The following is a 12810-nucleotide window of genomic DNA, read 5'->3' on the forward strand; positions in this document are numbered from 1 at the left end:
GGGCCCTGCTCTTCGTTCCGGTCCTTCGGATGCGGTCCGCCTACCACGGCGGGCCTTTCCGGTCGCGACTCGCCGCCCACCCCGCTTCCGGGGAAAGGCGCGGCGATTGGCGAGCGGAGGATGAAACGATGCATGCAAACAGCAAGCGTTGTGCCAGCACAGAGGCTGGCGCAGGCAAGGGCGGGCGCCCGGGCGCCAGCCTTTATCAGGAGATCACCGACCGCATCATTGCCGAGCTGGAGCGCGGCACCGTGCCATGGGTCAAGCCATGGGGCAGCGCAAAGGCAGGCCTTGGCCTGCCGAGGAATGCATCCTCTGGGCGCATCTATTCCGGCATCAATATCCTCATCCTGTGGGGCGCGGTGATCGAGCGCAGCTATCCCAGCCAGAACTGGCTCACCTTCCGGCAGGCGCTCGTCCTTGGCGGCAATGTCAGGAAGGGCGAGCGCGGCACGACCATCGTGCATGCCGACCGCTTTGTCCCCAAGGACGAGAAGGAGCGCGCACGCCACGAGGGCGATGAACCACAGGCCGTGCCTTTTTTGAAGCGCTTCACCGTCTTCAATGTCGCGCAGTGCGATAATCTTCCGGAACACCTCCACGCCGCCGCCGAGCCGCTGCCTCAGTGCGAGATCGTGCCGCAGGCCGAGACGCTCATTCGCGCCAGCGGTGCGGATTTCAGGGTCGGCGGCGATCGCGCTTTCTACATGCCGGGCAGCGACCACATTCAGGTGCCGCCGCAGCCGGCGTTCCATCACCAGATCGACTATTACCGGACCTGCTTTCACGAGCTTGGCCACTGGACCGGCCACCTAACGCGGCTTGCTCGCGACCTCTCCGGCTCGTTCGGCTCCAAGGCTTACGCGCGTGAAGAATTGGTCGCCGAAATCACTGCCGCCTTCGTCTGCAGCAATCTCGGTATCGAGCCGACCGTGCGTCATGCCGATTACATCGGCTCATGGCTGAAGGTGCTGCGCGAGGACAACCGCGCCATCTTCCGTGCCGCCAGTCTTGCCTCCAAGGCCGCCGATTTCCTGTTTGGCTTTAAGGACGATGCCAAACGCGAGGCGCAGGAAGGGATTGCGGCATGACGATGCGCGATCCTCAACTGACCGCGACCGAGCCGACGCCGCAAGGCGAGCAGATGCTCATTCCCGGTGGCCGGCGGATCACCACGCGCGATCGGCTCACCCTCCTGTGGACGCGCCGATGTCTCCGCGCGCGGCGCAAAAGCCGCTCGATATCGGCCTCTTCGATGAAGCCAGCAGAAATCAACTCGACCTGTTCTGACAAGGAGTCTTTCCATGATCCTGATCACCGATCCATTGCGCGCACGACTGCTCGCCAATGGTACCGCCGACGCCGACATCGACCATTTTCCCGTTGTGAAACTGTTTAATCCGACAGGTGCCGCGACGTGGCTTTTGAGCGAACTCGACGCCGATGGCGACACGCTGTTCGGCCTTTGCGATCTCGGCTTCGGCTTCCCCGAACTCGGCAGCGTCAGTCTGGCCGAGCTTGCATCCGTAAAAGGTCCGCTTGGCCTCGGCATCGAGCGCGACCTGCATTTCCAGGCGCGCTTTACGCTCTCCGTCTATGCCGAAGCCGCCCGCATTTGCGGCCACATCACCGAGGCCGAGCGACTTCTGCGGCAAGCAGCAGACGCCCTGTCAAAGCCCCATTCCGAGCTTCCGCCCGACACGGCGGAACAGCAGCGCCGATAGGCGCAAAAACCGTCCCGCCGCGCCGGCCTTCGGCCTCTGCGGCGGGACAACCTCAACCAAAGCGAAGGAGAGTAACCATGCAGCTTGCCCACATCCCCTTGGATCGGCTCAATATTTCCGCGCTCAACATGCGCCATGGAAAACGCGCGCCCGACATATCCGACATCCTGCCATCCGTGCGTGCGCGCGGCGTGCTGGTGCCGCTCCTTGTGCGGCCCAACGGCCAGCCGGAAACCTTCGAGATCGTTGCCGGCAGGCGGCGCTATTTCGCCGCGAAATCGCTTGCCGACGAGCGCGGCGAAGGCGATCCCTTGCCCTGCGCCATCATGGAGGACAGTGACGACGCCGATGCGCTGGAAGCCTCGCTGATCGAAAACCTCGCCCGCCTCGATCCTGACGAAGTCTCGCAATGGGAGACGTTTTCGCGGCTCGTCAGGCAAGGCCGCACCGTTCCCGATATCGCTGCGACCTTCGGCATCACTGACCTGAAGGTCAAACGCATTCTGGCGCTTGGCGACCTCTTGCCCAAAATCCGCGAAGCCTACCGGCGCGAGGAGATCGATACCGAGACGGTGCGCCATCTCACCATGGCGTCCAAGGCGCAGCAGAAGGACTGGCTGGCTCTGTCTGCCGATCCCGATCAATACGCGCCGCGTGGCTTTCAATTGAAGCAATGGCTGTTCGGCGGCCAGTCGATTTCCACCAAGGTGGCGCTGTTTGCCATCGACGAATATCCCGGCCTGATCACCTCGGACCTGTTCGGCGATGACAGCTATTTCGCCGATGCCGACCTGTTCTGGCAAAAGCAGAACGAAGCGATTGCCGCCAGACGCGACACCTATCTGAACGACGGCTGGAGCGAGGTGGTGCTGCTGGAGCCGGGCCAGTATTTCTACCCATGGGACCACGAGAAGACCCCGAAGAAGAAGGGCGGCAAGGTCTTCATCGCGGTCACGTATCGCGGCGAGGTCGAGTGTCACGAGGGCTGGCTGTCACGCAAGCAAGCCCGCCGCGCCCGCGAGGGCGGTGAGCAAGAAGAAACAGCCGCCAAGCCGCCGCGCCCCGAACTCACCGGCCCGATGCAGAACTATGTCGATCTGCATCGCCATGCGGCCGTGCGTGCGGCCATGCTCGACCATCCCGCCGTGGCGCTGCGCCTCGTGGTGGCGCACGCCATCACCGGTTCCGGCCTGTGGCAGGTGCGCCGTGAGCCACAGCGAGCAGTCAACGAAACGGTGACTGCCAGCCTTGCCGGCTGCAAGGCCGAAGCTGCATTCGGCAAAAAGCGGCGCGAATTGTTGGCCCTGCTCGGATCACCGGATGAGGATGGCGTGGTCGCCGGCGGCAATGGCGACGCCTTTGCTATCGCCGGCGTCTTCGCGCGCCTCTTGGCGCTCTGCGACGACGATGTCATGCGCGTTCTCACCCTTGTCATGGCCGAGACGCTTGCAGCCGGCAGCGCCGTCATCGAGGCGCTCGGCAACGATCTGAATGTCGATATGGGCGCATGGTGGCAACCGGACGACGCCTTCTTCGACCTCTTGCGCGACAAGGAAATCGCCAATTCGATGCTGGCCGAGGTCGGCGGCAAGCTGGTCGCGGATGGCAATGTCGCCGAGAAGGTCAAGACGCAAAAGAAGATCATCCGTGACTTCCTTGCGGGCGAGAATGGCCGCCTCAGGCTCGAGACCTGGCTGCCGCGCTGGATGAAATTCCCCGCCGAAAGCTACACCAGTCGCGGCGGTTTCCGCACCGCCGATCAGTGGGCACAAGTGCAGCCGCTGTTCGCGCGCGAATAGTCGATCAGGGCCCGAGCGGCGGTTCTCTCGAGTACCGCTGCTCAGGTCGCGCGCGCCGCTCCGGGCCGCGCCGGCTGCCGATTGGTCGTCTTGTCGAGCCAGTGCCGCGCGCGAGAAATCCCGACGCCAACTCGCCCCCATTTGGGCAGCCCTGCACCGCGCCGGGTTGCTTGCCGAGGCGCGAGGCGCATGGGGCCAATTGTCCGATCCGGTTGCCGACAGAGCCCGCGCAGCCGGCGCCCTGCATTGCCGCCGGCTCCTTGTGTCACCGATCGCGCCACCTGTCTCCATGGTGTCTCAGGGACCATTCCCCTGCGGCTGGCTTGACGACCTATGGGCGGATCCGGCCCGCCCGAAACCCTCGCCACGAGCTTTTTTCCCCGCCGCCTGCGGCGGCTTCCTCGCGCTGCTTCGCTTCAAAAAAGCTGCCCGCTCGGGTCCTCCGCTATCGCTGCGGCCGTCCCGGTTCCGGCGGTCCGGACGCGCCCATCACGGTCCGCCATCGCAGGGGAATGGTCCCCGGCGAGCACCAAAGGAGACTGAAAATGACCGCGATCGGATACGTCACCAAACAGGAAAACGGCGGCTACAAGGGCCAGCTCAAGACGCTCAGCGTGCGCGCCGACATCGACATCGTGCCCAATCAGGCAAAGAGCGCCGACACCCATCCCGACTTCCGGGTGCTGACGCAAGGGGTCGAAGTAGGGGCCGGCTGGATCCGTACCGGCGAGACCTCCGGCAAGGACTATGTGAGCCTGTCGATTGCCGCCCCGGAGTTCGGCCCGCGCAAGCTCTACGCCAATCTCGGCCGCGCCGCCGGCCAGGATGACGACGACACATACGCCATCATCTGGAACCCGGTCGACTGAACCGCCTGCCTCGAGCCCCGCGCCGCAACCGGCGCGGGGCTCTTTCGGGAGGGGGCGGCGAAAACTCGCCCCCCACTCTTCGCCCGTCCCCAAAACGATCTCGCTCGCCGATCCTCGCCTTCGCTTGTCCGTAGCGAAACGAGGATCATCATGGACGACGAAAACGAACGCGCGGCCCGCGCGAAGAAGGGCAGTCCGTTTCTCAACACCGCGCAGGCCGCCTTCTATATCGGGCTGTCCCAGCGCACGCTGGAGAAGATGCGGCTCAAAGGCGGCGGCCCGCAATTTCGCAAGCACGGCCGCTATGTCCGCTATCACATCGACGAGCTCGACGACTGGTCGAAGGGACGCGCGCAGGCGACCAGGCCCGAGGATGGCGGGCACAATTCCGGCTCGGCCGGTGAGGGAGGCCGCTCATGAGCCGGCGTCCCACTATCCGTCTGATCGGCAGCCATCTGCGGCGCATTCGGGCGCGCAAGACGATCCCCGTGGCCACAATAGGCCTCGGCCTGATCGGCTTCGCCGCTTTCGACAACCCATCGCCCTGGCTGGTGTGGAACGCCTCGGCCAGTGCGCCGGTCGGCCTCTATCGCGTCGCGTCCGGATCGCCGGCTCGTGGCGATCTGGTGCTCGTCCGCCCGCCAAAACCGGTCGCCGATCTCGCCGCCGAACGCTTCTATCTGCCCAGCAATGTGCCGCTGGTCAAGCGCCTTGCCGCGCTGCCTGGCGAGCATGTCTGCGCCTTCGGCGACGCCATCATCATCGGCGGCGAGATTGTCGCGCGCCGGCTGGCAACCGACACGCAGCACCGTCCGCTGCCTTGGTGGAATGCCTGCCGCAAGCTCGCCGCCGACGAGTTTTTCCTGCTCGGCAACGATAGAAATCACTCCTTCGATAGCCGCTATTTCGGGCCGGTGCCGGCCGAAAATATTGTCGGGAGGCTGGTGCCGCTATGGACCGAGTAACCCTCCTGATGCTGGGCATGGTCGCGATAGCGCCATGCGCCTGTTCCGCCGCGACCGACGCTCAGCCGGCCGCCATCTCCCGTGGTCCGCAGCTGGCAAGATGGCAGCCGTTCGTAGCCGAAGCAAGCCGGCGTTTCAGCATTCCACAGCCCTGGATTTATGCCGTCATGGATGCCGAAAGCCGGGGGCAGACAATGCTGGACGGACGGCCGATCGCCTCACACGCCGGCGCTATTGGCCTCATGCAGGTGATGCCCGGCACCTACGAGGAGATGCGCGCAGAGCTTGGCCTGGGAGCCGATCCGCACGACCCTCGCGATAACATTCTGGCAGGCACTGCCTATCTGCGCGCCATGTATGACCGCTTCGGCTTTCCCGGCCTGTTTGCCGCCTATAACGCTGGGCCGGACCGTTACGAACAGCATTTGCAGCGTGGGCGACCGCTGCCCAGCGAGACGGTTTCGTATCTGGAAGAGCTCAAGGCGGCGGGGATCGCGGCCGCCGACATGGACGCGTTCACCGGCAAATCCCGTTCCGGAAAAGCGCCGGAAATCCCGTCCGGGCAGTCGCTGTTTTTCCTGCGAAACGGTGTTTCCGCGACCGATCCGAATGGCCAAATCGTGGTGCCGCTCGGATCGGAGCGAGCAAGGTCAGGCCGGCCGGATCGCAGGTGAGGGCAGGGGTACCGTGGGTCGGGCGGGGTAGGGAGGCAGGTCCGCGGAAGGCAAGATAAAGGCATCGCCTCCTGGAGGCGGCGAAGTCTTTGTCTGCACATCGTTTTTCATGGAGGCTGCCTTCAGCGTCAGGAGAGCTTCTGCCGACAAAGCTTTGATTTTGCGCAAGATTACTAGGAGGCTCAATGCAGGATGAAGAGTTCAAGCCGAGCCTGGGCAAAATCGGATCGCGCGGCTCGAAGGCAGGCAAGCGTTTCGCCGGCCAGATCCGCGCCGCGATCAACCGAGCCGGCGGCGGCAGCGGTCGCCGTGGCCGCTTCATCGGAAGCCGGGCGGGGCGCGGCGGGGCTGCTGCCGCCGTTCTCAGAGCGCGCGACCCCCACGCGGCGTTTCGGCAGCGGCGCGCCGTCGTCAAGGCCCGTATCGTCAAGCTGGCCGGCAAGGGTGTTGACGGGGCACGTGCACACCTTCGCTACCTCCAGCGCGACGGCGTCACCCGCGAAGGGGAGCCTGGCGAGCTCTATAGCGCCGACAGCGACCGCGTCGATGGCAAGGCGTTTATCGATCGTGCCGATGGCGACCGGCATCAGTTCCGCTTCATCGTCGCACCTGAAGACGGCATCGAGTATGATGACCTGAAGCCGCTCACGCGGCGCCTCATGGCGCAGATGGAAGAAGACCTCGGCACCAGGCTCGACTGGGTTGCCGTCGATCATTTCAACACTGGTCATCCGCATACCCATATTATCGTCCGCGGCAGGGACGACCGCGGCGAAAATCTTGTCATCGCGCGAGACTACATCTCGTCTGGAATCCGTGAACGGGCGGCCGAGCTGGTCAGCCTCGACCTTGGCCCGAGAACGGACCGCGAGATCGAGCAACGCCTGCGCCAGGAAATGGAGCGGGAACGCTTCACCAGCATCGATCGGCAGCTGCTCCGCCTGCGCGACGATGACGGGCATGTCTCACCGGCCAGCCGAGACACGTTTCGCCAGACGCTGCACCAGGGGCGCCTGCGTAAGCTCGAGCGGATGGGTCTGGCTGAGGAAGTCGGCTCGGGCCGCTGGCGCCTTGATGGCGAGCTTGAAGCGACGCTGCGCCGCATCGGCGAGCGGGGCGACATCATCAAGACCATGCACCGCGAACTGACCGGCAAGGGGCTCGCCCGCAGTGTCGCCGACTATGTTGTCCATGATCGTTCTGCAGAGCAGATGCAGCCTGTCGTCGGCCGCATCATTGCGCGCGGCCTGGCCGACGAAATCACTGACCGCCATTACCTCGTCGTCGACGGCGTGGACGGCAAAAGCCACTATGTTGATATCGGCAAAGGCGAGGCCACCCAACCGACGCCAGAGGGCTGCATAGTGCGGGTCACGCCGAGGGACACCGGGCCAAGGCAAGTCGACCGCACAATTGCCGAGATCGCCACGGCCCATGACGGGCGCTACAGCATCGATATCCATCTCAAGCATGACCCGTCGGCCACCGAACGCTTTGCTGAAACGCACGTGCGGCGACTGGAGGCGATCCGCCGGGCGACCGGTCGTGTCGAGCGCGAGCCGGACGGCACCTGGATCGTCGCACCGGATCATCTCGACCGTGTGTCTGACTACGAGCGTCAGCGGGCCGGGGCCGAGCCTGTCACGGTTGACAAGCTCTCATCGACGCCGCTGGAACAACAAGTCAGCTTCGACGGCGCCACCTGGCTCGATCGAGAGCTGGTTTCCGACATACCGGAGGCCTTGCACAGCTCTGGTTTCGGCCGCGATGTCCGAGAGGCGCAAGGCCGCCGACGGCAGTGGCTGATTGCGCAAGGTCTTGCTCGGGAAGAGCAGGACCGGATCGTCTATCGCGCCAACATGCTTTCGATGCTGCGCCAACGCGAGTTGAACCGCGTGGCCGGCCAGTTGTCGAACGAACTCGGTCTGCCCTATTCTGAAGCCCAGAGTGGAGATCGAATAGAAGGCACGCTCCGCCGCTCCGTCGAGCTCGCCGGCGGAAAATACGCTGTCATCGAGAAATCGCGCGAGTTCACGCTGGTGCCATGGCGGCCGGTGCTTGATCGGCATATTGGCAAGGAGGTGTCTGGTGTCATGGGTGGGGAGGGGATTTCATGGACCATCGGCCGGCAGAGAAGCGGACCAAGCATTTCGTGACATGGCTACACAACTTCTTTTGCCCGCGTTGAAACAGGTACTCAGTCCGGACGGAGTTCGCCTGCTAATTGCCCGCGGCATTGATCTCGCGAGGGATAAATGGCTGGTCGTGCAAGACTTATCGTTCGCTCTACAAAATGCGCCGCGATGATTCATCGTGTTCCATGATTCTGAGCCAAAACCCTCCTGCGCCACCACGGCACTCTTCCCGGTGCCACGGAAGCCGCGCCGACGCGGCGGTGCCGGCCTGGTTGCACAGGGCTGCCCCCGACCCAAACAGTTGCGGCGCATTGAGGACATTGCAATCACTGACCGTGCGGCCATCGGCGCGCTCGATGAGATGGTCCGCCAGCTAGAGAGGTGGGCTGGCGCCTGGTGACAGCGCCTAGGGCTTTCGGCGGCCGTGGTACGGCGAAGCAGGCTCGCGGCGTCGAGGATGAAGCCGCACTTCGCGATGTTCTTCTGCTCACACGACCGGGAGACAAGGTCGACCCCGCGGGCCGGATGCTGTTGACCGGGCGTGAACTGGCAGCCCATCCCGCTGAGGATCTTCTAACGGGAGAAACCTCGCTGCGGTGGGGAAGATTTCGATCGTCGCCCGCGACGACGAGGCGGTCAGCGACCTGACCAGACGAGCTCGGCAGCTTTCCGCTGCGGCATGGTGACCGGCGCGATCATGGCCGCCGAATGAGATCGCTTCGAACGCACCGTCGGATGCTGGCTCGCCGACGCTTTACTGGCGCAGCGCCTGGGAGGGGCAATGCGGTGCCGGCTACTGGGCACCGAGGCAGCTTTGGGCATGAGACCCGATCAGTCGCGCCGGGCCGCGACGGTCATTGCGGCATCTGGAGTCGAGGCCGGGTCAGACCGGGGGAAAAACTGCTCGTCGCGTAGGAGCCCCGCGTTGCGCGCCGTCGATCTTTCCGCCCAACTCGGCGCCGCGCGGACCGGGGCTTGCCATTGCCCCGAAACTGAGGCCAAGGCGACGGACCCGCCCTGCGTATACCGACGCCCGCCGCGCCGCCGTCGGCGGAAACGAGCGGGCCGTGGACCTCACACAATCTGAGGTGCTGGTGACGATGTGCATCGCCTACTTCCATCCGCACTCCTACCCACGAGCTCACCCGTGCGCCCGCGGTGCTGCGAACCCGCCGACGAATATTTGGCAGAAGCCGGAGTGGGAGCTCACCCGCGACGATTTTTTTGGCCTTGACCGGGCCGGGCGGCGCGACCCGAGCGTCGGGACAAAAAGCCGGGAAGGGGAGGGCACCAGCCCGGTTGAAGCCAAGGGCATGATGATGTGAGGACGATCTGCTGGCAAGAATTTGCGGAGATCGATGCTGTCCTGGCGCGCTCGTCGAAGATTCTGAGCGGCGCCGACGTGGCTGCTCGAAGGGAGAACACTTCACTGCGTGACCGTCCGGACCTGATTACGATCTCCATTGGAATAAAGAAGAACGACGGGCCGAATGGCAGGGTGGATCGCCAAGATGCGCGATCTGCCGGCTGTCCTGCGCGCGTGCGGGAGTCGCCACCATGAGCTTTACGACAAAATTGCCGCACAAGCCGATTTCAAGAAGGTGTTGCTCCAATGCTATCGAGGAGGCGATCGCACGCAGCGCGAGATCGGCCAGTGCGGATTCTTGGCCAAGCTGCTCGGCGCGTCGTGAGATGTTGTCCGTCGGGTGGGTGACGCTTTAGATCAGGCGGATCTCCACCCAGTCGCCGCGCAGGTCCAACCCAGCGATTTTGTGGCACGCGCTCGAAAGGTGCTGCACCGCGGGAATCGCCGCCTCATCCATGCACTGCAAGATGCGCATGTATCCATCATGCGCATGCGTTCCATAAACACAATCGATTTTACCGACTAGAGAGAATAGCGGATACCGCCCGTTTCTTGACGAAGGCTTATGGACCGACCGGCGCCGCTTGACCATTCGAAACCAATCGAAGTTGGCCGATGCCAGCCCTGAGTTCCGGTTGATCTACATTCCAGGCGGCGGCACGGCCGCAATTGAGGCGATGAGGACGAAGTTCAACGGAAATATTTCGGCCTTCTAGCCTAGAACAGGCCTGTTCGGCTTCTGTCGTGCTGCGGCCCTCATCTCTCCATTACCGGCTGGATTGGGGTGCGACAATCCAGAATGGGATCCGAAGATGCCGTGCGTGAACCACTCTAGAACCAAAGCGGAAGCAATAACGGCAGGATATCGGCTGGAGGCCTGATGCTTAATCACATAACAGTCGGTTCGAAGGGGCGCGACTCGCGCCCAGAAGGGACAAAGTCCCGAGACCTAAGCTTCGATTTCGCCAAAGGCGATTCTGCGCAAATCGTTCCCTCAAGGCGTCAGTGATCGAGCAATGCAACTAGTATTGCCCATGCTTTTTTGGTGTGCGTTGATTTGGATATCGAAGGCCGCCGTAATGTCTTCGGCGAACAGTTTAACCAGTGGAATGTTGGATTTTTTTAGGGAGTTCATTGGTACATACTGGTTCATCTGGGCAGCTTTCGCGTCCTTCGTCCTGATTAAGTTACTCACGACTTTCAATGGCTCGTCGGTGTGGATCATAAGCGCATCCGCAATTGCGATCGCATTCGCGCCCGTGCCGTGGTCAATAGCCCCGCTAGTACGATACACATACCCGTTCTTTTGCTTTGGGTTCTTGTTTGCGCAGCCGATCGGATGGCAGGCAGCTAGCATCAGGCGCCACAAGGTTATTTTTGTGGTGTTACTTTCGATGGCTGCGTTCATTTGCTTTCTTGTTTGGGGAAAGGAGACGTACGTCTACAACAATCTCGTTTTGATCTACGATGCACAGTCGGCCAAACAAGTGTTGCTGATGTTCGCTGGCTCGGTAGCAACTTCTGCAGTGGCGATGCAGCTTATACTCCTATGCTGGAGAGTTGGCTATTCAACTCGCGTAGCTCGCTTTGTCGCGCTGGAGCTTGGTCAGAGCACACTGCTGCTTTACCTGCTTCAGGGTGCCGTGTTTCGCTTCATGGATCTAATACCGTTCGGAGAGCTTTGGGATCTCGCGAGCAGAATCGAGTTCGCCACTTTGCTTGGTTTGGCGATTGTTGTCACAGCGATGACAATTCGCAGGATTGTGCGCCACCTTGGATATGTGTCGCGGAGCTATGCTTAATTTATGATGTGACTGCCGACAGTTGGCATTGAAGTCATTGGCGAGCCATGCCGGCGTGGCATTCCCCTCACGGATCACTTGATCCGCCGCCCGAAGTAAGGCGTGCCTGTAGGCCGGGATCGGTCCCGAATGCTCGTAGGACGGCAATTCGCTCGGGAGCTCGATCAGATTTGAAGCTCCGCGACCGTCTGGCGCCGACCGCAGCCAATGGAAGGGCGTCTGACCGATCGTCGCGTCCTACGTTGAACAACCGTCCAAGCGACGTGATCTGCTCGCGCCGCACGTCGAGATAAAGAGAAATCCGATCGCGCTTTAGCTTGCGAATATCGAATGTGCTGCGCGATGTAGCTCGCATCAGGCGCTCGTTGAAGAAAGGAGCCATGCCGGTCCGGACGCCAGCATAGATTCCGGAAAACTGCCGCTCAGACATCTCGAAATAGGGCAGCAGGGTTTGTAAGGTGAAGTGCAAGCATTCGCGGCGGCGCTCCTCGCGCAGCGAGCCGATGAACTCGAGGAGCGGCTGCTCGGCAGCGTTCATGATCTCGAGGATTGTTGCGAAGGTCTTTTTCTCGTTCGGGATTGGAGGCGATTCCATGACGAAGGATGCAATGCCGGTAAAAAGGAGGCGGGCATCGTTTACCCAATATGGGCGTTCAAAGGGGGACGCGGGAACAGCGCCGCAGCGATATTGCGAAGATCGATGTCGCGCTGTGCTGAATCCAGCGAGATGAAATCCATCGGATTGTAGCATGCGGTATTGCCGCCGGATCAGCCGGCGCGAAACGCACCGCGCGGCTGCCGGTCGACGTACCGCAGGAACCGACGATCGCGGCTGCGCACCGCATATTGCAGGAAGTCCATCGGCGACGTGTCGTGCAACATCTCGACAAGTCGCTTTTCTTCGGCCGACAGCGCCAGCCCGCTGCCCATCGCCGTGTTCTCGAATGCGCCGAGATCCTTGTAGGCATCAAGGCTCATATCCATGATGACCTGCTTGCGAATCGAAATCGCTCCGCCTTCGGAAGCCGCCGGCGGCAAGATGCATTGGATGCTCACCCGAAGGCAGAGCAGCCGACAGGACCGGCTTTTCTTCGTTGATGACCTGGTTTGTCGCCGAGGCGACGCCGGTCGAGATGTTACGAATCCAGCCGGGCGTGACCTCGCGCTTGACGACGTGCTCCATTTCCTTCGCGCCGAGGCGTTCGATGAACAATTCACCCGGCCTGTTGATCGCAATCTCGGACACCGCATCTTCGTTCAAATAGGACCATATCGGCTCCAGATGAGCGTGCAGGACCGGGGCTCTCGCCCATGGGTCGGGGAGGGGATGCACGGCATTCATTTCACCGGGCTCCCATAGCCCGGATAGAAATGATCCTTTGGCGTCGCGTAAAGAGGCGTCGGATCGATCGCCGACTTCGGCCGCCCACCTGCCTTAAGGCGCGCCACTTCTTCCTGAATGGGATCAGCATACAA

At 62.5% G+C, this 12810-nt stretch carries 13 protein-coding genes and 2 pseudogenes; 11 read left to right on the plus strand and 4 right to left on the minus strand.

Annotated elements, in window-relative coordinates:
* The first annotated feature begins 128 nt into the window (after window positions 1-128).
* From NKH05_RS27880 to NKH05_RS27925, 10 genes and pseudogenes are all read left to right on the plus strand, one after another.
* Window positions 129-1091: an ArdC family protein gene (locus tag NKH05_RS27880; RefSeq protein WP_353026554.1), complete on the plus strand. Its 963-nt coding sequence runs from the start codon at window positions 129-131 to the stop codon at window positions 1089-1091.
* A 213-nt stretch (window positions 1092-1304) separates the two neighbouring features.
* On the plus strand, window positions 1305-1724 hold the full coding sequence (locus tag NKH05_RS27885; RefSeq protein ID WP_353026556.1) for a DUF2958 domain-containing protein: 420 nt from the start codon (window positions 1305-1307) through the stop codon (window positions 1722-1724).
* A 77-nt stretch (window positions 1725-1801) separates the two neighbouring features.
* On the plus strand, window positions 1802-3523 hold the full coding sequence (locus NKH05_RS27890; protein ID WP_353026557.1) for a ParB/RepB/Spo0J family partition protein: 1722 nt from the start codon (window positions 1802-1804) through the stop codon (window positions 3521-3523).
* Window positions 3524-4068: 545 nt separating this feature from the next.
* Window positions 4069-4392, plus strand: a complete 324-nt coding sequence (locus tag NKH05_RS27895) for a DUF736 domain-containing protein (protein ID WP_023672372.1) — start codon at window positions 4069-4071, stop codon at window positions 4390-4392.
* Between the two features lie 150 nt (window positions 4393-4542).
* Window positions 4543-4812 (plus strand): helix-turn-helix transcriptional regulator, encoded by a 270-nt coding sequence (locus NKH05_RS27900; protein ID WP_352474127.1) that lies wholly within the window; start codon window positions 4543-4545, stop codon window positions 4810-4812.
* Entirely contained in the window at window positions 4809-5357 is a 549-nt protein-coding gene (gene lepB, locus NKH05_RS27905) for a signal peptidase I (RefSeq protein ID WP_353026559.1), read from the plus strand. The genes NKH05_RS27900 and lepB overlap by 4 nt, the downstream gene beginning before the upstream one ends.
* Entirely contained in the window at window positions 5345-6031 is a 687-nt protein-coding gene (locus NKH05_RS27910) for a lytic transglycosylase domain-containing protein (RefSeq protein ID WP_353026561.1), read from the plus strand. Before lepB ends, NKH05_RS27910 begins: the two co-directional genes overlap by 13 nt.
* Window positions 6032-6216: 185 nt before the next feature.
* Window positions 6217-8187 carry a relaxase/mobilization nuclease RlxS gene (rlxS, locus tag NKH05_RS27915; RefSeq protein WP_353026563.1) on the plus strand — a complete coding sequence of 657 codons (1971 nt, stop codon included), beginning with the start codon at window positions 6217-6219 and terminating at the stop codon, window positions 8185-8187.
* A 989-nt stretch (window positions 8188-9176) separates the two neighbouring features.
* A pseudogene (locus NKH05_RS27920) lies at window positions 9177-9290 on the plus strand (SMC-Scp complex subunit ScpB); the annotation flags it as partial.
* Between the two features lie 366 nt (window positions 9291-9656).
* The gene (locus NKH05_RS27925; RefSeq protein ID WP_353026564.1) at window positions 9657-9857 is read left to right on the plus strand and encodes a hypothetical protein; all 201 of its coding nucleotides are present in this window, start codon (window positions 9657-9659) and stop codon (window positions 9855-9857) included.
* 27 nt (window positions 9858-9884) lie between these two features.
* Here the strand turns inward: NKH05_RS27925 and NKH05_RS27930 are convergent, their stop codons facing one another.
* Entirely contained in the window at window positions 9885-10007 is a 123-nt protein-coding gene (locus NKH05_RS27930; protein WP_353026565.1) for a hypothetical protein, read from the minus strand.
* 405 nt (window positions 10008-10412) lie between these two features.
* Between NKH05_RS27930 and NKH05_RS27935 the strand changes: the two are divergent.
* A pseudogene (locus NKH05_RS27935) lies at window positions 10413-11334 on the plus strand (acyltransferase family protein).
* A gap of 67 nt (window positions 11335-11401) precedes the next feature.
* Here the strand turns inward: NKH05_RS27935 and NKH05_RS27945 are convergent.
* The 3 genes from NKH05_RS27945 to NKH05_RS27955 are packed head-to-tail and all read right to left on the minus strand — an operon-like array spanning window position 11402 to window position 12580.
* Entirely contained in the window at window positions 11402-12085 is a 684-nt protein-coding gene (locus NKH05_RS27945) for a type IV secretory system conjugative DNA transfer family protein (protein WP_502913276.1), read from the minus strand.
* Window positions 12086-12102: 17 nt separating this feature from the next.
* Window positions 12103-12318, minus strand: a complete 216-nt coding sequence (locus NKH05_RS27950) for a hypothetical protein (RefSeq protein ID WP_353026567.1) — start codon at window positions 12316-12318, stop codon at window positions 12103-12105.
* Window positions 12302-12580, minus strand: coding sequence for a hypothetical protein (locus NKH05_RS27955; protein WP_353026568.1), 279 nt, complete (start codon window positions 12578-12580; stop codon window positions 12302-12304). The genes NKH05_RS27950 and NKH05_RS27955 overlap by 17 nt, the downstream gene beginning before the upstream one ends.
* Window positions 12581-12810: the final 230 nt, after the last annotated feature.

Source organism: Mesorhizobium sp. M1399 (assembly GCF_040317735.1).
In the GTDB taxonomy this organism is placed as follows: Bacteria; Pseudomonadota; Alphaproteobacteria; order Rhizobiales; family Rhizobiaceae; genus Mesorhizobium.